The 21038-nt window shown below is 70.8% G+C and carries 18 protein-coding genes; 3 read left to right on the top strand and 15 right to left on the bottom strand.

Annotated features, from left to right (window positions below):
* Positions 1-95: 95 nt before the first annotated feature.
* The 8 genes from TR42_RS04690 to TR42_RS04655 all read right to left on the bottom strand — a co-directional run bounded on the left by TR42_RS04690 (position 96) and on the right by TR42_RS04655 (position 8184).
* The gene (locus TR42_RS04690) at positions 96-1559 is read right to left on the bottom strand and encodes a sugar transferase (RefSeq protein ID WP_042213540.1); all 1464 of its coding nucleotides are present in this window, start codon (positions 1557-1559) and stop codon (positions 96-98) included.
* Between the two features lie 60 nt (positions 1560-1619).
* The gene (locus TR42_RS14150) at positions 1620-2321 is read right to left on the bottom strand and encodes a hypothetical protein (RefSeq protein ID WP_052405599.1); all 702 of its coding nucleotides are present in this window, start codon (positions 2319-2321) and stop codon (positions 1620-1622) included.
* A gap of 173 nt (positions 2322-2494) precedes the next feature.
* Complete coding sequence (locus TR42_RS14985) at positions 2495-2956, bottom strand: CAP domain-containing protein (protein WP_052405598.1); 462 nt, start codon at positions 2954-2956, stop codon at positions 2495-2497.
* A complete protein-coding gene (locus TR42_RS14980) occupies positions 2950-3486 on the bottom strand; it encodes a YdcF family protein (protein WP_042213537.1) in 537 nt (178 codons plus the stop codon). The genes TR42_RS14985 and TR42_RS14980 overlap by 7 nt, the downstream gene beginning before the upstream one ends.
* A gap of 34 nt (positions 3487-3520) precedes the next feature.
* Entirely contained in the window at positions 3521-4153 is a 633-nt protein-coding gene (locus TR42_RS04670; protein WP_143058948.1) for an SGNH/GDSL hydrolase family protein, read from the bottom strand.
* A 5-nt stretch (positions 4154-4158) separates the two neighbouring features.
* Positions 4159-7026: an FAD-binding and (Fe-S)-binding domain-containing protein gene (locus TR42_RS04665; protein WP_042213533.1), complete on the bottom strand. Its 2868-nt coding sequence runs from the start codon at positions 7024-7026 to the stop codon at positions 4159-4161.
* A gap of 70 nt (positions 7027-7096) precedes the next feature.
* Complete coding sequence (locus TR42_RS04660) at positions 7097-7507, bottom strand: arsenate reductase/protein-tyrosine-phosphatase family protein (RefSeq protein ID WP_042213530.1); 411 nt, start codon at positions 7505-7507, stop codon at positions 7097-7099.
* Positions 7504-8184: an arsenate reductase/protein-tyrosine-phosphatase family protein gene (locus TR42_RS04655; RefSeq protein WP_042213528.1), complete on the bottom strand. Its 681-nt coding sequence runs from the start codon at positions 8182-8184 to the stop codon at positions 7504-7506. Before TR42_RS04655 ends, TR42_RS04660 begins: the two co-directional genes overlap by 4 nt.
* 342 nt (positions 8185-8526) lie before the next feature.
* On the opposite strand from TR42_RS04655, the gene TR42_RS14145 reads away from it, so the two are divergent.
* On the top strand, positions 8527-10602 hold the full coding sequence (locus tag TR42_RS14145) for a hypothetical protein (protein WP_052405597.1): 2076 nt from the start codon (positions 8527-8529) through the stop codon (positions 10600-10602).
* Positions 10603-10693: 91 nt separating this feature from the next.
* Here the strand turns inward: TR42_RS14145 and TR42_RS04645 are convergent, their stop codons facing one another.
* From TR42_RS04645 to TR42_RS04625, 5 genes are all read right to left on the bottom strand, one after another.
* Positions 10694-11500, bottom strand: coding sequence for a L,D-transpeptidase (locus tag TR42_RS04645; RefSeq protein ID WP_042213525.1), 807 nt, complete (start codon positions 11498-11500; stop codon positions 10694-10696).
* A 119-nt stretch (positions 11501-11619) separates the two neighbouring features.
* Positions 11620-12939 (bottom strand): oligosaccharide MFS transporter, encoded by a 1320-nt coding sequence (locus TR42_RS04640; RefSeq protein ID WP_052405596.1) that lies wholly within the window; start codon positions 12937-12939, stop codon positions 11620-11622.
* Between the two features lie 218 nt (positions 12940-13157).
* Positions 13158-14489, bottom strand: a complete 1332-nt coding sequence (locus TR42_RS04635; protein WP_236623357.1) for an oligosaccharide MFS transporter — start codon at positions 14487-14489, stop codon at positions 13158-13160.
* 22 nt (positions 14490-14511) lie between these two features.
* Positions 14512-15528, bottom strand: a complete 1017-nt coding sequence (locus TR42_RS04630; protein WP_042213813.1) for a glycoside hydrolase family 43 protein — start codon at positions 15526-15528, stop codon at positions 14512-14514.
* A 150-nt stretch (positions 15529-15678) separates the two neighbouring features.
* Positions 15679-16710, bottom strand: a complete 1032-nt coding sequence (locus TR42_RS04625; protein ID WP_042213522.1) for a glycoside hydrolase family 43 protein — start codon at positions 16708-16710, stop codon at positions 15679-15681.
* A 150-nt stretch (positions 16711-16860) separates the two neighbouring features.
* Here TR42_RS04625 and TR42_RS14140 point away from each other — a divergent pair, with 150 nt between their 5' ends.
* Positions 16861-18516, top strand: a complete 1656-nt coding sequence (locus TR42_RS14140) for a DUF389 domain-containing protein (RefSeq protein WP_052405595.1) — start codon at positions 16861-16863, stop codon at positions 18514-18516.
* A 13-nt stretch (positions 18517-18529) separates the two neighbouring features.
* Here the strand turns inward: TR42_RS14140 and TR42_RS04615 are convergent, their stop codons facing one another.
* Both TR42_RS04615 and TR42_RS04610 read right to left on the bottom strand, forming a co-directional pair.
* Positions 18530-19714 (bottom strand): glycosyltransferase, encoded by a 1185-nt coding sequence (locus tag TR42_RS04615; protein ID WP_074789340.1) that lies wholly within the window; start codon positions 19712-19714, stop codon positions 18530-18532.
* Between the two features lie 112 nt (positions 19715-19826).
* Complete coding sequence (locus TR42_RS04610; RefSeq protein WP_143058949.1) at positions 19827-20753, bottom strand: hypothetical protein; 927 nt, start codon at positions 20751-20753, stop codon at positions 19827-19829.
* A gap of 35 nt (positions 20754-20788) precedes the next feature.
* Here TR42_RS04610 and TR42_RS15280 point away from each other — a divergent pair.
* The coding region (locus tag TR42_RS15280) for a hypothetical protein (protein WP_236623356.1) at positions 20789-21038 on the top strand (250 nt) is incomplete at its 3' end.

Genomic DNA, 21038 nt, shown 5'->3' with positions numbered 1-21038 from the left:
ATTGACATGACGTCGTTATCAAAGCACAAACCGCCCCGACTGCTCAATCGACTCAAACCAGACAGCAGCGTCAACCGCCCTACGCCCCGTCGCCATCAGTACGCACCCCGTCCCGCGAGCACGGCGCGCACCGTGCGGAGCACGATCACCGCATCGAGCGCGAGCGTCCAGTTCTGCGTGTAGTGAAGGTCGAGCCGCACGCTCTCCTCCCACGACAGGTTGGAGCGTCCGCTCACCTGCCACAGCCCCGTCATGCCCGGCCGGACCAGCTGGCGGCGCGACACGTCCTCATCCCACATCTCGGTCTCGGCGGGCAGCGGCGGCCGCGGACCCACGAGCGACATATCGCCGAGGAGCACGTTGAACAGCTGCGGCAGCTCGTCGAGCGAGTAGCGGCGGAGCACGCGACCGATCCTGGTGACCCGCGGGTCGTCATGCCGCTTGGTCAGGACGCCGTTGCCGTCGTCGCCCGCGCCCATGACCTCGTCCTTGCGCGCCTCGGCGTCGACGTACATGCTCCGGAACTTCAGCATCTCGAACGGCTCGTGGCCCATGCCCACGCGACGCTGCCGGAACAGCACCGGACCGGGGCTGGTGGCCTTCACCGCGATCGCGATCGCGATCATCGGAATGCCCGCGACCGCGAGCACCACGAGGGCCCCGACCTTGTCCGCCGCGTACTTGAGCATGAGCGTCGGCCCGGTGAAGCGCGGCGGGTCGACGTGCATGAGCGGCAGCCCCGCGACCTGGCTCACCGCGACGCGCGGGATCGCGACGTCCGCGACCGAGGACGCCACGATGAGCCCGACCCCCGTGTCCTCGAGCGCGAACTCGAGCCGTCGGGCCTCGGGCAGCGACACCTCCTCGGTCCCCGCGAGCAGGATGAACTCGGCGTCGACTTCACCGGCCGCATCCGGCGCGTCGCCGATCGCACCGAGCACCGCCACCGCACCGATGTCGGGCGCGAGCGGCCCGCTCGACCCGCCCGAGAGGCACACACCGGCGATCTCGTACGGGTGGTCCTTCTGGTCCCGGCGCAAGCGGCGGATCATCTGCTCGACCGTGCGCTGCGGACCCGCCAGCACCACCCGCTGGCGCATGCGCCCGACGGAGCGCTGCTCCTGCAGCCACGCGCGCCAGGCCGCCCGGTAGCCGAACAGCACCAGCGTGCCGAGCGGGAGCGCGAAGAGCAGATAGCCGCGGCTGATGGTCCATTGAGTGAAGAACCCGACGATCGCGACCGCAGCGAACGTGTGCCATCCCGCGCTCGCAACGCGGGCGTACTCCTCCGGCCCTTGGCCGAGGAAGCGGATGTCACGCGACCGCGTCCAGGAGAGCTGGAGGATCCACATCGCGGCGATCGCGACGGTCACCCACCACGGCGCAGGACCCGCGGGCCCGAGCCACCCCACGAAGGGATCCCAACCGAACCTCAGCCCGTGGGAGATCACCATGACGAGGGCGACCACGAGCACGTCGGTGAGCGCGATGCGCCGCTGCAGCGATGCGCCCGCCCTGCGGACGTTCACGCGTGCCGGCGCTACGACTGCGATCGACATCACCGACCCCCCATCAGCGTCATCGAGACCTTGTGCCGGCGGCGCACGCCGGGCCCACTGCTACTCGTCCGCCCCCGAGGCTGTGCGACGACCCGCGATGACCACCGCGGCCGCTCCGCCGAGCAGCACGGCCGCGGCACCAGCCGCCATCGGGAGCCCGTCGAAGCCCGTGCCGGACAGCACGGCCCCGGTGGTCGTGACCTCGCCGGGCGGCGCGTCCTCGACCACCACGATCTCGGACGGCTCGGGAGTGCTGGTCTCCGACTCCGACGGCTCGGGAGTGCTGGTCTCCGACTCGGACGGCGTCGGCGTAGGCGTCGAAAACACCTCGATGAGACCGATCTCACACGTCCCCACCTCGACACCGTCGACGAAGCCGACCGCGACGGTCGACCCGACCGTGTTCTCGGGCACGATGATCTGGAACCGCGCACCGAACACGTCCGTCTCAAGGAACTCGGTGAGCTCCTTGGGTGCCGATGTCACCGTCCCGGCGACCGCGGGCGCGTCGTCCACGAACGTCGGATCGCCGTCCGCATTGGTGGCCTGCACGGTCGCGATGCCGCCCTCGGGCCCGGAGATCAGCACGTTGAACGGCAGCCCCGGCGGGGTGAACAACGGGGTGCAGAGCATGCGCGGAGTGGCCGACGGGTACTCGCCCTCCGGATACTCCGACTGACCGTCGGTGCCGGCGAACGCTGCGGCAGGTGCGAGCAGGACGCCACCCGTGATGACTGCACCCACGAAAGCACGACCGAACATGGTCCCTCAACCCCCTCCACCCGCATGGCCCCCCTGACCCCACGGCTGCTCCTTCGACGCTAGCACCGCGAGGGCGGAATGTCGCTATTTTCTTGTTCGCGCCATTCTGGTATGCAGGAAAGCCGCGTGGAAGCGTGCCCGCGCGCAGCGCGACGCCTCGGAGGCGGGCGAGATTACTCGGGGGACTCGCCCTCGTAAAGGAACGAGCAGGCGCGCATGCCGGAGTCCTCGCCCTCAGGCCCGGGGTCCGCGAGCACGCACGTGACCGCGCCGATCGTGAAGTCCGCGTCGAGCAGGTTCGCGCGATGCCCGGCGGAGTTCATCCACGCCTCGACCACCTCGGCTGCGGAGAGGTTCGAGCGGGCGAGGTTCTCGCCGGCCTTCGCGCCCTCGTGGCACGACGACATAAGCGTCTCGTGCTCGAGGTCCGGATCGTCGATGAAGGGCTCGGCGCGATCAGCCGCCTTCTCCTCGAGGCAGTCGCTCCACTCGACGGGCTCCACGCCCTGGGCGACGCGCTCCTCGTTCGCGAGGTCGAACATCTCCTGCGCGAGCTCGTCGGGAGGCGGGGGCGTGCTCGAGCACCCGGCGAGCAAGGCCGCCGTCGCCACCAGGCCGGCGAGCCGCCTCAGCATCCGTCCTCCAACGCGACCTTGACGAAGGCCGCGGACTGATAGAGGTAGTGGTGCGCCCACTCCCATGGCATGAGCGTCTCCTGCGAGTCGATGTACACGATGTCCCCGTTCCAGCACCTCTCCATGATGACGCGCGTACGCGTGAGGTGCGGGGTGACCGTGATGACGGCCACCGACTCCCACCCCTCGGCGGCGACGAGGTCGCGCATCCATCGGGCCTCGCCGCGGGTGGTGAACGGCTCGGGCTGCGAGCACAGGACCGCGTAGTCCTGCGGCTCGTCGCATACACGGGAGGCCTCGGGCAGCACCTCGCGCTCCTCGGCGCTGTCCGAGAGCGACACCACCACCGTGTCGGCGAGCCCGTCGGCCACCATCGTCTCCGCGAGCGCCATCCGCGCGTCGGTCGGCGGACCGATCACGTACACCGCGTCGACGGCGCGCGGCTCGTCGTGCGCGGGCGCGACGAAGAACGGCCATCCGACCACCGCGAAGACGAGGCCGAACGCCAGCAGCGCGATCACGATCCTCATCCCCCGGCCCACACGCAGACCCTAGCGGGTCGGCTCAGGCAGCAGAGAGCGCAGCGCCCAGCGCCTCGCCCACCACGCGGGCGCCGTCCGACGTGTAGTGCACGCCGTCCGGGGTCATCCCGTCCGCCCACCCGTCGCCGTCGCGCACCGCGGCCGGAGCATCGACCAGCTCCCAGCCCTGCGCCTCCGCGAGCGCGGCGAGCCTCGCGTTGAGCGGCGCCGTCGCGACCGGACCGCCGAGATCGATGGGCGGCACCGTGAGCAGGAGCGTGCGCGGCGCGTCCACCAGCGCGGCGATCTCGATCAGCGCCTCCGAGGTCCGCGCGAACGGCAGGCCCACCGCGAGGTCGTTGGTGCCGAGCGCGAGCACCAGCACGTCCGCATCCGGGACCGGCTCTGCGGCACGCACCCGGTCGCGCTGCTCGACGGAGGTCGCGCCGGGGACCGCGGTGCCGCCCGCGAGACGCGCCTCGTCCCCGAGCGCCCACCACAGGAACGAGCCCTGCCCCAGGCCCTCCGCCGTGAACGACGTCGAGTCGCCGAACATCAGGGAGTCGCCGACCGCGACCACCTCGAGCACCTCGGCTCCCGCGGTCGGGGACCCTCCGCCGCCGCCCGGGGAGCACGCGGCCATCGTCATCGCGAGCGCGAGGAGCGCGGCGCGCACGCCGCTCACCGCGCCGGGAGGCGCTCGACGAGCAGCTCGGCGAGGTGGCGCCCCTCGACCCCCGCGAGGTCGTCGGCCTGCGTCCGGCACGAGACCCCGTCGGCGAGGTAGATCGACCCGGCGGGCGCCTCGCGCAGCGCGGGCAGCAGCGAGTTCTCCGCGACCTTGACGCTCGTGTCGTAGTGGCCCTTCTCGGTGCCCCAGTTGCCGGCCAGCCCGCAGCAGCCCGCCGTCTCGGTGACGGTCGCGCCGGCACGCGCGAGCAGCTCGCGGTCCGCGGCGTAGCCCATCACCGAGTACTGGTGGCAGTGCGGCTGCACCACGGCGGTGACGTCGCCCAGGTCCGGGAGGCGCCAGCCTTCGCGGGGCTTCGCGGGCGCCCTCCCGGTGAGCACCTCGGCCAGCGTGTAGGTGGACGATGCGACGGCGTGGGCGCGCGGGTCGTCCGGCAGCAGGTCCGTGAGGTCGCCGCGGAGGACGGCCATGCACGAGGGCTCGACGCCCACGATCGGCACGCCGTTGACGGCCCACGGGCCGAGCACGCCGAGCAGGTGCGACAGGTGCGTCTTGGCGCCGTCGAGCTGCCCGGTCGAGATCCACGTGACGCCGCAGCAGGCGTCGCCGGCCACCACGACCACGTCGAGCCCCGCGTCCTCGAGCACCTCGACCACCGCGGTCGGGATCTGGGGGTCGAGCCCGTCGGTGAACGAGTCCGCCCACAGCACCACGAGGTTGTCGAGGCGGGTGGCCTTGGCGGGGTCGGCGCGCCGGGTCCGGGCCGTCTGGGACCTGCGGAACGGCACCGCGAACTCGGGCAGGCGGCGACGCTTGTCCATCCCCGCGATCGGGACGACGAGCCGCTGGATCCAGTCGGGGCGCAGCACCGCGGAGATGAGCCGCGGCGCGAGGCCGACCACCTTGAGCCAGCGCGGCAGCCATCCGATCGAGTAGTGCGTCATCGGGCGGAGCCGGCCCTTGTAGGTGCGGTGCAGCACCTCGGACTTGTACGCGGCCATGTCGACGCCGCTCGGGCAGTCGGCGGAGCACGCCTTGCAGCTGAGGCACAGGTCGAGGCTCTCGCGCACCTCGGGCGCGGTGAGCCCGCCGATGAGCGTGCCGTTGATCGCGTCCTGGAGCACGCGCGCGCGTCCGCGGGTCACGTCCTTCTCGTCCCCGGTCGCCTGGTAGCTGGGGCACATGAAGCCGGAGCCGGAGCCGATCGCGTCGGCGCGGCACTTGCCCACGCCCGTGCAGCGGTGGACGGCCTCCGCCAGGTCGCCGTGGTCGTGCTCGAGCGCGAGGCCGAGGGCAGGCGTGCGGGGCGCGGCCGGGCGGCGCAGGTGGGCGTCGAGCGGGTCGGGGTCGACGATGACGCCGGGGTTGAGCAGGTTCTCCGGGTCGAAGAGGTGCTTGACGCCGCGGAACAGCGCGACCGCCTCGTCGGAGTACATCGCGGACAGCAGCTCGGAGCGCGCGCGGCCGTCGCCGTGCTCCCCCGAGAGCGAACCCCCGTGCGAGGCGACGAGCGCGGCGGCGTCCTCCATGAACGCACGCAGCGGGCGCCCGTCCTCCTGCATCGGGATCCCGAGGCGCACGTGGATGCAGCCGTCGCCGAAGTGCCCGAAGGGCTGGCCGACCACGCCGTGGCGGTCCATGAGCGCGTCGAAGTCGCGCAGGTAGGCGCCCAGCCGCTCGGGAGGGACGGCGGCGTCCTCCCAGCCGGGCCAGGCCTCCTGGTTGTCCGGGGTGCGCCCCGACAGCCCGGCCCCGTCGGCGCGGATCGCCCACAGCCGGGCGGCCTCCTTCGGATCCTCGATGGCGCGCCAGGCATCCGTGCCCGAGTCCGCGGCGAGCGCCGCGAGCGTCGCCCGCGCCTCCTCCTCGGTGTCGCCGCCGACCTCGACGAAGAGCCAGCCGGCGCCGTGCGGAAGGTCGGGCACGGGTCCCGTCGCGCCGGCGACCCGCGCCACCAGGCGGGCGTCGAGCCCCTCGACGGCCTGCGGCGCGTGCGCGAGCATCGGCACCACCGCATCGGCCGCCGCGGGCATGTCCGCGTACCCGAAGGCCGCGGTGAGCCGTACGGCCGGCACGTCGACGAGCCTCACCGTCGCCTCGAGGACCGTGGCGAGCGTGCCCTCGCTTCCCACGAGGAGCTTCGCGAGGTCCGCGCCCAGCTCGGGCAGCAGATGCTCGAGCGAGTAGCCGCTCACCTGACGTGAGAAGCGTCCGAACTCGGTGCGGATGAGCGCGAGGTTGGCCTGCACCAGCTCCTCGAGCCCCGGCACCTCCCCCGCCGCGCGGGGCCCGGCGGCGAAGCGCCGTCCCAGCCCGTCGACGGCGTCGAGCGCGAGGACGTTGTCGACCGTCCGTCCGAACGCGACCGCGTGCGGGCCGCACGCGTTGTTGCCGATCATGCCGCCGAGGGTCGCGCGCGTGGACGTCGACGGGTCGGGCCCGAAGCGCAGCCCGGCGCCCGCGACCCGCTGCTGGAGGTCGGACAGGATCACGCCGGGCTGGACTCGCGCGGTCCTGGCCTCGAGGTCGACGTCGAGGATGCGGTTCATGTGCCGGCTGACGTCGAGGACGAGCCCGGGACCGATCGCGTTGCCCGCGACCGAGGTGCCGCCGCCGCGCATCGTCACCGGGACGCGCGCCTCGCGCGCGACCGCGAGCGCGGCGAGCACGTCGTCGGCGTCCCGCGGGAAGGCGACGGCCTGCGGCGGGATCCGGTAGTTCGAGGCGTCGGTGCTGTACTCCGCGAGGCGACGCGGGGCGGCGTCGACCTCGCCGTCGATCGCCCGCGCGAGCGCGGCGACCAGATCGGTCGAGCCGGGCTGAGCGATCGGGTGCGCGGTGGTCGTCACGCGCGCCATTCTTCCACCCGCGGGTCGGGGTCGTGCCAGGGGCGTCGGTCCCGGATCACGCCCCGCGGCACGGACCGGGTCAGGCGGGGACCACCGAGGGGCCCGGCTCGAGGCCCAGGCTGTCCATGAGCGCCCGGACGCGCGCGTCGATCTGGTCGCGCTGGTCCTCCGACGGCCCCGGCTCGATCGCCCAGTCCTCGTAGCGCTTGCCGGGGATGTACGGGCAGGCGTCGCCGCAGCCCATGGTGACGATGACGTCGGCCTCCTGGAGCTGCGAGTCCGTCCACCGCTTGGGGTGCTCGTGGGTGATGTCGATGCCGACCGCCGCCATCGCGGCGACCGCGCCCGCGCTCAGCGCCTCGCCCGGCTGGGACCCGCCGGACCACGAGGTCGCGCGCTCGCCCGCGTAGTGGGCGAACAGGCCGAGGGCCATCTGGGACTTGCCCCCGTTCTTCACGCACAGGAACAGGACGGCGGGCTTGTCGGTCATTCGGTACTCCTTGATCGGGCGGGGGCCGCCAGGTCGGCGGCGAGACGGCGCACGCGGGGCGCGAGCGCGTCGAAGGCGGCGGCGAAGGCACGGCTGGTGCCCTCGACCGCGGGGTCCGGGACGGACCAATGGACGTCGCCGCCGCACTCCTCGTACGCGAGGTCGCACACGGCCACCACGAGGTCGCCGTCGCGGCGCACCTCGTCGAGCCGCGCCGGGGCGAAGGACACGGGCGCGAGCCCGCGGCGCGCGAGCTCGTCCAGGGCGAGCGGGTGGATGCGGACGGCGGGATCGGTGCCGCCGGACGCGACGGGCACGATGCGCTCGGCGGCGAGCAGCGCGGCCGCCATCTGCGACCGCGCCGAGTTGCCGGTGCACGAGAACACGACGCGCGCGGCGGGCGTCTCGGGGGTCCCGTCGCGCGCCCCGACGGCCGCCGCGACGAGCGGCGACCACACGAGCGCGAGGTACGAGCGCCTGCGGTCGGCGTCGGACCGGCGCCGCACCACCACGCCGGCACGCTCGAGCACCCGGACGTGATGCGCGAGGAGGCTCGAGGCGAGCCCGCTGCGCTCGGCGAGCTCGCCGGGCGCCAGGTCGCTGTCCGCGAGCGCGTCGACCAGCGCGAGCCGATGGGGGTCGGCGAGCGCCCCCAGGACGGCGATGCGGTCGGACATGGGAGCCAATGTATCTCAACCTCGCTTGAGAGACATCGCCCTCACCCCGCGAGGGCCCGGCGCCGCGCCGATCGACGCCTCGACCCCCTCCCACCTGGGGCGATGCGCTCGACACGCCGGGCCGACGTGCGCGCCGCTCGGGCCGAAGGCGGCAAGACTTAAGCCGATAACACTCTCACTTCTGTCACATCCTTCACGCTCGTATATCCGAGCCTCAGGCGTGCATGTGGAGTTCGCCACACCTTTGACGGTGCCATCACGCGACTCCAGCATGGGTGCGTCCTGGGGGGAGTACCGGTATCGCTGAGGGTGCCGGATCGACCTCCCAGGCGGGAGGACAACATGAGACTGAGGGATGCGGTCGTCGCCGTCACGGTGGCGGCCCTGGCGATCATCGGCGTCGTGCCGGCCGCGCAGGCCGGCGTCGTCGACAAGACCAACGGCACCGACTACTGGGAGACCGAGATCTCGAACGAGATCGGCGGCGGCTCGGTGACCTGCTACAAGGACGCGTACGGCGCCGTCACCAACGACGGCAAGTCCGTGACGCTCCCCGACCACGATCCGGACTGGATGGGCACCGGCTACGTCGCGCTCATCGTCAAGGGCGGCAACGAGGGACCCGACGGCGCGGGCAACAAGGTCACGCTCTTCCCGAAGGCGGGCGTCGCGTACGCCGCACCGAAGAATCACGGTGGCCAGCCCGCGGACGTGTCGCACTACATCGTCTGCATGGGCTCCATGCCCGTCGACTACGAGGTCAGCTGCGACGCCGTCACCGTGACCTACCCCAAGGGCATCGACTCGATCGACGTCAACATCAAGTGGACCCCGCTGCCCGGCGGCTCGCAGAAGACGCAGAACTACCACCCGAACACCGGCGCGACCGTCGGTCAGGTGGTCACCGTCACGCTCGCGGCCACCGGCTACTACTCGGTCGACTGGGTCCAGGTGAACGGCACCAACTTCCACTGGAAGACGGGCCTCACCTGTGGCGAGCCCGAGAAGCCCGAGCAGCCCCAGGACAAGGTCGAGACCACCGCATGGGAGGTCTCGGACTACAGCTGCGAGTCGGAGACCGTCGACATCATGCGCGAGGTCACCACCACGAAGTGGGTGTGGGACTCCTCGAAGGGCGCATGGGTGCTGAGCGACGCGCCGAAGACGGTCGTCGAGAACAGCTCGCGTGCGATGACCGCCGACGAGAAGGCGGAGATGTGCGACGAGCCGCCGGTGGTCGACGTGTGCTCGAACGTCCCGGGGAAACAGGACGAGGCGCCCGCCGGCTGGAAGGTCAACCCCGACGGCACCTGCGAGCCCTGCGAGCCCCCGGTGGTGGACGTCTGCCCGAACCTCAAGGGCGACCAGGCGACCGTCCCCGAGGGCATGGTCAAGGACGATGCGGGCGACTGCGTCGAGCCTCCGGTCGACGTCTGCCTCAACATCGACGGCGTCCAGACCGAGGTGCCCGAGGGCCTCATGCTCGACGACGGCACCTGCTACAAGGAGGCCACCGTCAAGGTCGGCGAGTGGAGCGGCGAGCCCGTCTGCGGCATCAACTACTACCTGCTCTCCGCGATCGAGACCGCCACGACCTACACGCTCGAGCAGAGCGAGGCCGGCTACTCGTGGGTGGTCGACAAGGTGACCCCGCGCGAGATCCACAAGCGGGTCAACCTCGACGAGGTCCTCCGATGCGAGGACGCGAGCGCCGCGATCACCGTGACGCCCGCCTCGTGCGCCGCTCCCGGCGCGATCGACGAGGTCACCATGGAGCACGCCACCGTCGACGAGGCCCCGGCGACCGAGCCGGGCGAGCACTCGGTGACGTTCACCGCGAACGAGGGCCACGCCTTCGCCGGCGGCGCGGTCACCCTCACGCTCGAGTACACCGTCGAGGCGCAGCTCACCGAGGGCTGCGAGGTCGACGAGCCGCAGGAGCCCACGCTCGACGGCACCATCGTCGGCGCGGTCTGCACCGCGGACGCCCCGTACCTCGGCTACTCGATCGTCGTGGATGACCCGGACGGCCAGTCGGACGATGACGGCACCGCCACCATCACGTTCGTCCACCCGACCGACCCGAGCCAGAACGTGACCCGCACCGTCGACATCGGCGAGGGCCGGATCCTGTGGCCCGGCGCCTCGGTCGACGCGGACGGGGTCGCGGACGGCTGGCCCGGCTGGGAGTACAACCCCTCGACCGAGGAGTGGGACCCCATCGGAGACGGCAACTACGGCTGGACCCGGGAGCCCGACACCGAGGTGATCATCGGGACCAACCCGACGGCATCGTTCACGGTGAGCTACCCGCCGGCGACGCCCGAGTGCAACTCGGAGCCGCCGACGGACATCGTGATCGTCCTGGACGCCCCGCCCGCGATCGCGGTCACGGGAGTGGCGACGTACACCGGCTGATCCCTGGTGTGCCGCCCGGGCGGACGCGACCTTCCTCAGCGGGCCGCGTCCCCCGGGCACCGTCATGTCCGGGTGAACGATGCGGCCGCCGCTACTCCTCGATGCGCACGGGCGTCCCGAGAGGGATCCCGATCTCCTCGACCAGCTCCGTGATGACGTCGTTGGGCAGCCGGATGCAGCCGTGGGAGACGGCCCGCCCGAAGGACGTCGGGTCGTTCGTGCCGTGGATGCCGATGATCGCCTCGCCGCCCGCGAACTCGTCGAGCACGGGCGAGTAGCCCGAGAGCCCGTAGGCGTAGGGGCCGTAGGCGCCGCCGGGATCCGGCGGCTGGAGCAGCTCGCGCACGTAATAGGTGCCCCCGGGCGTGGGGAGCTCCTCGGTGCCGAGCCCGATCTCCGCCTCCAGGACCGCGGTGTCGCCGTCCCAGACGGTGAGGGTGAAGTCGCTGAGCGAGATGTCGACGCTGAAGTCGGTGGCGCTCAGCACCACGTCGTCCGCGGCGACCCAGCCTGTGGACCCGTTCGGGCGCACGGGCAGGTAGACCTCGACCCAGGAGCCCTCGATGCGGTCGACCAGGAACACGAGCGGGGTCAGGTCGGGGACCGTGAGCACGTCGTCGGCGCTGACGGTGACCTGGCTCTCCCCGCCCGGCTCGGTGAGCACGTCGACCGTGGTCGACTTCGCGCGCGCGATGTAGGAGGTGGCGGGCTCGGCCGCGACCACGGAGGTCCCCGGGTCGGGCACCTCGGCGCCGGCGGCGCCGGCCGTGACGGCCGGCAGCGGCTTGACGCTGGACGATGCGTCGGGAGGCGACCCGCCGTCGTCCGCGGGGGTGCACCCCGCCAGCGCGAGCGTCACGGCACCCGTGACAGCGGACAGCACGGCGATGCGGCGCATCGAACCTCCCTCAGATCCCTCAGCGCCCCCACCCTACGGCCCGGCGTCCTCCCTGGGTAGGGAGACGCCGAGGGGCCGCCCCGCGCGGCGCGGGACGGCCCCTCGGGTCATTCGTCGGATCAGGCCTCGACGAGCACGCGTTCGCGCTCCTCCGGCTCGGGTGCGTCCGCCGCATCAAGAGCCCGGTCATCGCGCATGAGGAAGCTGGCCAGGATCGTGACCGCGATGATGACGACGGTCATCACGAGGTACGCGTTGGCGAAGCCGATCGTGTCGTAGGCCGCGCCGAAGGGCAGCGAGAACACTGCGACGCCGAGCGACTTCGCGACGCCGAAGCCGAGCATGTACGCGGTGGCGGAGATCTTCACGTCGAAGGACCGGGTGATGTACTTCATCACCGAGACGAGCATGAGCGGCATCTCGATCGCCGCGAGCAGCCTCCAGGCGACGAGCGCCTCGGTGGTGGTGACCAGCGCGGAGCCGAGCACGCGGAACACGAGGATCGCGGCGAAGAGCTGGAGGCCTCGCTTGGCACCGATCTTGTTGACGAACCACGGCGCGACGACCATGACGGCGGCCTCGGCGAAGATCTGGACGGTCACGACGTACGAGAAGAACTGCTCGGGGTTGCCGTGGGCGACGTGCTGCGCGAAGTAGATCGAGAACTGCTGGTCGAACACGTCGTACAGCGCCGCGGTGCCGAACATCAGGATCACGAAGCCGATGAAGCTGCGGTCGGTGACGAGGCGGAGCAGGGTGGCCTTGGTGATCGCGGTCCCGGAGGAGCCGCCGGCGGCCGTCTGCGCATCCTTGGCGCCGTCCGGAACCTTCGCGACGAACAGCAGGACGCCCAGCACCAGCGCGCAGAACGAGGCCGCCCACCAGATGCTGTCGGGGTTGAGGTTGGCCCACATCCAGCCGGCGACCAGGGTGATGGTTCCACCGGCGATCGAGCCGAACAGGCGCGCGTGGCCGTACTCGAAGTCGTTGGCGCGGGACGCTCGCTCGTTGTACGCCTCGACGACGCTGACGCCGGCGAGCAGCACGAGCGCCATGAACATGCCGCCCACGACCGCGGCGCCGGTCATGCTCCAGGCCATCAGCGGCGGGAAGGCGAAGGCGAAGAACGGTCCGACCATCGCCCCGCACAGCACCACGAAGGCGAAGAGGTGCTTCTTGAGGCCGAGCCGGTCCTGGAGATAGCCGTACAGCGGCTGCAGGCAGAGCGCCGTGATGGCCATCACCGTGTTGATGAGGCCGATGTCCCCGCCGTCCATCCCCTTCTCGTCGAACCACAGGCCGTGGAAGGAGAAGAAGATCTGCCACACGGCGAAGTAGAAGAAGTAGAGGCCGCCGTAGTTCCACAGCACGCCGCGCTTGAGGGACGCGAGGATGGACCCGCCGCCGGTGGCGGGCGTGGTGGTGGTGGGTGCGCTCATCGCACGTCCCTTCGGGGATTCTCGGAGAGGTGGGCCGCCATGGCCCGGCCGGAACGGTGCTCGCGGGCCGCCTTGGCCCGCGCGATCACACCGTGACCGACCCGCAGGAGACCCTGTTGTCACCCTGTGTCCGAACCATATTAGTTGGCTGCATACAACAATATTGGGACGTTCCGCCCATAACCCGGTTCTACCGGGCTGCTCAGCCGAGCGGCCTGTCAGCGCGCGGGGGTCGGCTCCGCGTCGTCGACGCCGTCGTCGGCGCCGTCCGCGAGCTCTCCGGTGGGCGCCTCGCGCCCGCGGTCGTCGCCCATGAGCAGGCTCGCGAGCACGGTCACGACCGCGATCACCACCGACATCACCAGGTAGGACTGCGCGAAGCCGACGTTGTCGTACGAGCGACCGAAGGCCGCCGAGAACAGCGCGACGCCGAGGGACTTCGCGACCCCGAAGCCGAGCATGTACGCCGTCGCGGAGATCTTCACGTCGAACATACGAGTGATGTACTTCATCACCGAGACCAGCATGAACGGCATCTCGATCGCGGCGAGCAGGCGCCAGGCGATGAGCGCCTCCGTGGTGGTGACGAGCGCCGAGCCGAGCACGCGGACCACGAGGATCGCGGCGAAGATCTGCAGCCCGCGCTTCGCGCCGATCCGGTTGACGATCGCCGGCGTGAAGATCATCACGACCGCCTCGAGCAGGATCTGGATCGACACCACCGTGCCGAAGAGGCCCTCCGGGTCGCCGTGCTGGACGTGATCGGTGAAGTAGATGGAGAACTGCTGATCGAAGACGTCGTACAGCGCGGCCGTGCCCATCATGAGCACCACGAAGCCCAGGAAGTTGCGGTCCATGATGAGCCCGACGATCGCGTCCTTGCTCACCTTCGGGGCGTGCGCCTCGCCCACGGCATGGTGCTCCTCCTGCGCCTGATGCGGCACGCGCGCCACGAACAGCAGCACGCCCAGCACGATCGCGGAGAACGTCGCGGCCCACCAGATGTTGTCGGGGTTCGCGGCCCAGATGACGCCGCCCACCGCCGAGGCGAAGGACCCGCCGAGGGAGCCGAACAGCCGCGCGTGACCGTACTCGAAGCCGTTGGCGCGGCTCGCGCGCTCGTTGAACGCCTCGACCACGGACACGCCCGCGTAGGTCACGAGGCTGAGGAAGACGCCGCCGACCACCGCCGCGAGCGTCTGCGCCACGTCGATCAGCGGCTTGAACACGAACTGGAAGAACGGCCCCACCATCGCCGCGGACAGCACCACGAAGGCGAAGAGCGGCTTGCGGTAGCCGAGCCGATCCTGGAGCAGTCCGTAGAGCGGCTGCAGGCACATCGCGACGAGCGCCATCACGGTGCTCACCAGGCCGATGCTGCCGCCGTTCATCCCCGCGTCGTCGAGCCACAGGCCCATGTACGTGAAGATGAACTGCCAGACGACGAAGTAGAAGAAGTAGATGCCGCCGTAGTTCCAGAGGACCACGCGCCTCACCGAGTCGAGGATGCTCGCGCCGCCGGCGGCCTGTTCGCCGCCCGGCGCGCTCACCGCATCGTCCTTGCGGGGCGGCTCACGACATCGTCCCGTCGGGCGGCAGCACCTCTACGCCGGTGGGGACGGGACGCGACAGCGGCAGGGGCGCGCCCCAGACGGGGTCGCCGTCCTCATCGAACGGCAGCACCTGTGCGCAGGCCTGACGGTTGGGCTCCCACAGCGGGTTGCCCTCGAGCTCGGTGTACGTGCGCGCGTGGTAGACCAGCACGGTCTCCCCCTCCGGCGACTCGGTGAACGAGTTGTGGCCCGGGCCGTAGATGCCGTTCTCGGGCGCGCTGGTGAACACCGGGTCGGGGCTCTTGGTCCAGCTCGCGGGGTCGAGCAGGTCGCTGTCGGCGTCCGCGGTGAGCACGCCCATCGCGTACTCGATACCGGTCGCCGAGGCGGAGTAGGTGAGGTACAGCCGTCCGTCCCTCTGCAGCACGCTCGGCCCCTCGGCGACCCAGAACGTGACGATCTCCCAGTCGAACTCGGGCTTGCACAGCATCACCGCGGGCGTCGCAAGCGTCCAGGGGTTCTCCATGCGCGCGATGTAGAGGTTCGAGTGGCCCTTGACCGCGAAGTCCTGCTGCGCCCACACCAGGTACTGCTCGCCGTCCTTGACGAAGCTCGTCGCGTCGAGCGCGAAGGACTCCCAGCCGGTGTCCACCTGGCCCTTCTCGGTCCAGGTCCCCGTGAGCGGGTCCTCGTCGAGGCACTCGAGGCAGTAGACGCGGTGGTTGAACGTGTCGTCCGCGTCGGGGACGTCGAAGGTCACGTCCATGTTCGGCGCGGCCGCGTAGTAGACGTACCAGGCGCCGTTCACCCGGTGGATCTCGGGGGCCCAGATGAGGCTGCTCTGCGGGCCCTCGTCCGGCTTGGTCCAGATGGTCACCTCGGGCGCCGCCTGGAGGTCCTCGAGACGCGCCGCGCGACGCAGCACGATGCGGTCGTACAGCGGGTAGGAACCCGTGAAGTAGTACCAGCCGTCGTGGCGCAGCACGCACGGATCCGCGCGCTGGAGGACGATCGGATTAGGGATGGTCTCGGGCACGGTCGCTCCTCGGTCGTCGCGTGTGAGCACGCCTCCTCGCACCCTAGGGGAGCGGCGTGGGCGACGCGACTGGAGAGGGACGAGAACGGCCCGGGTGCATCGTCCTTGCAGGGACGATGCACCCGGGCCGGTGCGTCTCGAGGAGGAAAACTACGCGGGCGCGACCTCGGTCATGCCCTCGGGGGGAAGCACGTCGAGCGCCGTCGGCACGGGGCGCGACATCGGCTGCGGCGTGCCCCAGACGGGGTTGCCCTCCGCGTCGAAGGGCAGCACCTGGGCGCATGCCTGACGGTTGGGCTCGTACAGCGGGTCGCCGAGGATCTCGGTGTAGGTGCGGGCGTGGTAGACCAGCACGGTCTCGCCGTCCTCGTCCTCGGTGAACGAGTTGTGGCCGGGGCCGTAGATGCCGTTCTCGGGCGCCGAGGTGAAGACCGGCTCCTGGCTCTTGGTCCAGCTCGCGGGGTCGAGCAGGTCGGCCTCCGCGTCGGCGATGAGCACGCCCATCGCGTACTCGGGGCCGGTGCCGGACGCCGAGTAGGACAGGTAGAGCTTGCCGTTCTTCTGGAGCACCGAGGGGCCCTCGTTGACCCAGAAGCGCTCGATCTCCCAGTCCAGCTCCGGCTTGGTCAGCATGACCGCCTCGGTCGCGAGCGTCCAGGGGTTCTCCATGCGCGCGATGTAGAGGTTCGAGTTACCGCGGATCGCGAAGTCCTGCTGCGCCCACACGAGGTACTGGGTGCCGTCCTTGACGAAGGAGGTCGCGTCGAGCGCGAAGGACTCCCAGCCGGTGTCGACCTTGCCGCGCTCGACCCACTCGCCCGTCATCGGGTCCTCGTCGGTGCACTCGAGCACGAACACCCGGTGGCAGAACGTCTCGGCCGTGTCGGGCACGTCGGCGTGCGGGTGGCCGATCTCGGCGGCGGCGTAGTAGATGTACCAGGCGCCGTTGACGCGGTGGATCTCCGGGGCCCAGATGAGGTTCGACTGGGGACCCTCGAAGTGCTTGGTCCAGATGGTGACCTCGTCGGCGGCCTGGAGGTCCTCGAGACGCTCGGCGCGACGCAGCACGATGCGGTCGTACAGCGGGTACGAGCCGGTGAAGTAGTACTGGCCGTCGTGGCGCAGCACGCACGGGTCGGCGCGCTGGAGGACGATCGGGTTGGGGATGGGGTCCTGGGACACGGGTGGGTCTCCTCGTCGTTGAGTCGTGGACGGTTTCCAACGTTGTAAAGAATGATACGACACGCGGAGCGCCGCACGGCAACCCCAATGTCCCGTTCAGCCGGAGTGTGGGGCACGTCACGCCCTACGCTGTGACCGAGGGAGGGTTGGATGGACGGCGCATCACGCGAGGCGATACCGCCTTTCCGCGAGCAGGCCTGGGAGTTCGTCGCGTCGGTCTCGAACGGCGCCTCGCTCCGGGGCCTCGCGCTCGTGCTCCTCGGAGGCGTCGTCCTCATGCTCCCCGACGCGACCACGTCGGTCGCGCAGTTCGTCTCCGTGGTCGCGCTCGGCGCCGCGGGTCTCATGGACGTCTTCTACGCGCTCACCGGGCGCCGTTGGCTGGGGCGGCGGAGCAACCGCGTCCTCGCCTTCATCCGCGGCCTCGTCAGCCTCGTCATCGTGACGCTGCTCATCGGGATCGAGCAGCTGTTCCCCGAGGCCGGACCGGTGACGCTCTCGGGCGTCATCGCGGCCCTCGGCGTCTACGTGGCGGCGCGCGGCCTCATCGCGATCATCGGCGCGCTCCTGCGCCGCGGCCAACCCGGCTCGCTCCCGCGCCTCGCGGGCGGCGGGGTCGCGCTCGTGGGCGGCGTGCTGGCGGCAGGCTTCCCTGAGACCATCGCCAGCGCGGTGCTCGTCTCGACGGCCGTCGTCGCGATGATCACCGGGTTCATCCTGATCGCCTGGGGCCTGCGCCGCGCCGATCGCGGCAGCGAGCTCGACCCGGCGCAGGCGTCCATCCCCCAGGTGCTGTGGGACTGGGTCCGCGGCTCCGACATCGGCGACGACGCCCGGGGCACCCAGGTGGAGGCGCTCTACTTCGAGAACCCCGGCCGGCATCAGAAGCTCGGCACCTGGTGGGTGATGCTCGCGCTCTCGGTCGCCATCGCGACGTACGCGGTGCTCGCGGACTCGACCGCGGTGGTCATCGGCGCGATGCTGGTCGCGCCGCTCATGACCCCCATCGTGGCGCTCGCCGGCGCCCTGGTGAACGGTTGGGCGCGTCGCGCGCTGCACTCGGCGGGGCTCGTCGGCGCGGGAGTGGTGGGCTCGGTGGCCCTCGCGTACGGCCTCGCGGCCTGGTCGCCGGTCGCGATCACGTTCAGCACGAACTCGCAGATCACGTCGCGCGTCACGCCCACCACCGTCGACATGCTCATCGCGCTCGCCGCGGGCGCGGCCGGCGCGTACGCGACCGTCAACACCCGGGTGTCCTCGTCCATCGCCGGCGTCGCCATCGCGGTGGCCCTGGTGCCGCCGCTCGCGGTCGCGGGCGTCAGCCTGAGCGAGGCTCGCATCGGCGACGCCGGCGGCGCCCTGCTGCTGTTCCTCACCAACTTCGTCGCGATCGTGCTCGCGGCCTGCGCCGTCTTCGTGCTCACCGGCTTCGCGCGGCCGTCCGCGCTGTCCAAGGAGCCGCGGCGGGTGCTGCTCACCCTCGCCCCGTTCGTCATCCTCGCGGGGCTCATCCTGCTGCCGCTCATGTTCGCGTCCGAGGGCCAGCTGAGCCGCTCCGCGCAGGAACGGAGCACGGAGCGCGCGGTCCAGGACTGGCTCGGCGAGGACTCCGGCTTCGTGATCCAGGACATCGTCGTGAACACCGATGGGGTCCGCGTCACCATCGAGGGCGCGGGCGATCCGCCGGACCTGAGCGTGCTGCAGTCGGACCTCGCGTCCGTGTTCCCCCTCGCCGGCGCTCCCGCGCTGCAGCTCGTCGTGATCCCGGTGACGGTCACCGAGCTCCCCGCGCCGAGCACGGAGTAAGTCGCATCTCCCCCTAGCCCTCGCCGCTGGAGCGCACTCCGGCGACTCGTCGCGACGCCCGGGGGCGCGCCCCCTCCTCCGTCCCACCGGGCCTTGCATGCAGCACCGCCTCGGCGGTACGCCGCCAGCTCGGGAGCTCTCCGGCCAGCGCCGCCAGCGACTCCTCGCCGCGTGCACGGCGCTGAGGATCGCCGAGAAGAGTCTCCGCCGCATCGGCCACTTCGTCGGCATCGGGGGCGACGAGGCATAGCCCACCGCTGAGCGCGATGTCCTTGAGGAAGTCGTCGGTACCAGCCGCGACGGTCGACAGAGTCGTGACCCCATGCTCGAGGTGCGCCGCGAGACTGCCGCGCCGCCCCGTGGCGCCGTCGGCGAACGGCGCGAGCGCGAGATCTGCCGCCGTCATCGCGAGGGAGACGGTGCGGTCGTCGGCACCGATGTACAAGTGCGCGGGCAGAGGCAGCGGATCCACCAGCGCAGCCACGTTCGCGCGGTCCTTGCCAATGTAAACGAGCTCGGTGCCGTCCATTCCCGAAGCCCGAAGGAGGGTGGCACGCAGCAGCCTCACACGCGTCGCGTCGACACGACCGAACAGCACCATGATCCTCGCTCGCGCATCGAGACCCAGCTCGAGCCGTGCCGTTCGGCGACTCGCCGATACGCGGTCGATGTTCGACGGCACGGGCACGGACTCAATTCTCCTGCTGTGGTGGCGCAGTCGGCGCATTCCTAGCGCGCAGTTGACCAGGACCAGATCCGCCGAACGGGCCAGCAGCTTGACCTGCACTGCTTGGTACGCGGCCATGACAGCCGTGGCGGGGCTGGTGTGACCTACGTAGGTCTCGTGCATGAACACGACGAAGCTCGCACCGGGACACACGCGTCCGATCCGACGGCCGAGCCAGGGCAGAGCGGGGCTGAATCCCCGCCGTCCGTAAGCGAACGGCTGGTACTGCAGCAGGACGATGTCGGGCCGAATCTCCTCGATGGCCCGCACAACGCCCGCCAGATCGCGGACGGCGCCGCTCGGCCAACCGTCGACGTAGCGCGCGCCGGCAACTGGGGACTCGGAAGCCCCCCGCCCGACGAAGGTCACCGCGTGACCGAGTGCCACGAGTTCGCGCGCAAGTCTCTTCGAATGGTCGCCGATGCCATCGAACTCGACCTTCGTGTCGGGAAACACCACGGCGACATGCATCGTACGGTTCACCACCCTCGGCCCAGGCAACCCGTCCCGGACGAGCTTCGACGGACCCGCCCGAGCGCCGGACAGCACGCCGCGTCAGTGCGTCGAACCTGCATGGCGCCCCTCAAACCGGGGCGCCTGCGAGCTGCCACCGCTCGCGCATGCGGGTCGCACGCCGCATGCCCTGCTCGCGCAGGAGCGAGACGCTGGTGAGCCTCTCCAACGGATGTGCCTCGACGACGACCGGCTCCGTCTGCGCCTGGTCGTAGCCGTACAGATCGGCAAGCCGTGCCCGCGCAGGAGTCACCACATGAGCCGCCACAAGACCGTCGAAGCTGCGATCGTCGGCCGAGATCACCCGCACCTGATCCTCGCTCCACAGGTTGCCGCGAGCCCGCATCGCCAGCACCGCCCAGCTCGTCTGCTCGGCCCAGTGATATCGCGACGAGAACAGTGCCTCGTACCGGTCCATGAGCCCCTCGATGGCCTCAAGACTGTAGTGCTCAGAACTGATCTCGAAGAGCCCGCAGTTCAAGCGCACGGGCACCTCGACCCTGCCCCCGATCAGGTGCCACGGACGAAAGGCATAGGCATTCCGCCGATCCGCCATGAACGTGCACGCCGCGTCAGCGTCCGCGCTGAACAGGCCCGTGAACGCGCGAAGGAAGTAGATGTCCGAATCCACGAAGCGCAGGACACCGCCCGGAGCCATGAGCGCAGCGTCGAACAACTTCAGCCCGTAGACCTGGGCCTTCCGGAATTCGCGGCAGCGCGGGAACGGTGCGAGCAGTTCAGCCATCCGCGCGTCCGACTCGGCGCGCGAGATCACGCGCGCTACGGGCAGCGCCTGCGTCAGCGCCTCGACATCCGCCTGGGTCAGGCTGCCGTCGTCATGGATCTGGATCTGGACCGGCACATCACTATGGCGCACGAGCGAACCAAGGCACGCCAACGCCATCCGCGTATCACGATGACAAAGCAAGGTCGAAACCGTCAGACTCACGTCGCCCCCCACACAACGATCAACCGGCGTCCCGTTGTCGCTCAGCACGGACACCGCACCGCCCGCCGACGACTCCTCAGTCGATGGCCGCCGACGCCGTCACCATCGTCGTGCCAGATCGTATATGGGTCAAGCCCGACCTTCGAGACAAGTCGACCGGCTGCAGGAATCCGGCACCGCTGCGCACAGCCGAGCTCGACGGATCGACGAACGGCAATCCCTCCGGCGTGAGCACAACGAACGCGCCCCCTGGCGAGCGCGACCGCTCGCCGACCACCGCGGCGGGTGTCGGACATCTTCCTGGCGGTATGCAAAAGACCCCCCGATGTGGTC

The sequence above is a fragment of the Demequina mangrovi genome (genome assembly GCF_000759715.1).
Lineage (GTDB): Bacteria > Actinomycetota > Actinomycetes > Actinomycetales > Demequinaceae > Demequina > Demequina mangrovi.
Note: the sequence above shows the minus strand (reverse complement) of the source record. Positions and strands in the feature narration are given on the sequence as shown.

Bases quoted from the DNA above. Each gene is read 5' to 3' on its own strand.
- TR42_RS04640 (WP_052405596.1), bottom strand. From the start codon at position 12,939: ATGAGCGCACCCACCACCACCACGCCCGCCACCGGCGGCGGGTCCATC.
- TR42_RS14980 (WP_042213537.1), bottom strand. From the start codon at position 3,486: ATGAGGATCGTGATCGCGCTGCTGGCGTTCGGCCTCGTCTTCGCGGTG.
- TR42_RS04690 (WP_042213540.1), bottom strand. From the start codon at position 1,559: ATGTCGATCGCAGTCGTAGCGCCGGCACGCGTGAACGTCCGCAGGGCG.
- TR42_RS04655 (WP_042213528.1), bottom strand. From the start codon at position 8,184: ATGTCCGACCGCATCGCCGTCCTGGGGGCGCTCGCCGACCCCCATCGG.
- TR42_RS04615 (WP_074789340.1), bottom strand. From the start codon at position 19,714: ATGCATGTCGCCGTGGTGTTTCCCGACACGAAGGTCGAGTTCGATGGC.
- TR42_RS04645 (WP_042213525.1), bottom strand. From the start codon at position 11,500: ATGCGCCGCATCGCCGTGCTGTCCGCTGTCACGGGTGCCGTGACGCTC.
- TR42_RS04660 (WP_042213530.1), bottom strand. From the start codon at position 7,507: ATGACCGACAAGCCCGCCGTCCTGTTCCTGTGCGTGAAGAACGGGGGC.
- TR42_RS14150 (WP_052405599.1), bottom strand. From the start codon at position 2,321: ATGTTCGGTCGTGCTTTCGTGGGTGCAGTCATCACGGGTGGCGTCCTG.
- TR42_RS14985 (WP_052405598.1), bottom strand. From the start codon at position 2,956: ATGCTGAGGCGGCTCGCCGGCCTGGTGGCGACGGCGGCCTTGCTCGCC.
- TR42_RS04665 (WP_042213533.1), bottom strand. From the start codon at position 7,026: ATGGCGCGCGTGACGACCACCGCGCACCCGATCGCTCAGCCCGGCTCG.
- TR42_RS14145 (WP_052405597.1), top strand. From the start codon at position 8,527: ATGAGACTGAGGGATGCGGTCGTCGCCGTCACGGTGGCGGCCCTGGCG.
- TR42_RS14140 (WP_052405595.1), top strand. From the start codon at position 16,861: ATGGACGGCGCATCACGCGAGGCGATACCGCCTTTCCGCGAGCAGGCC.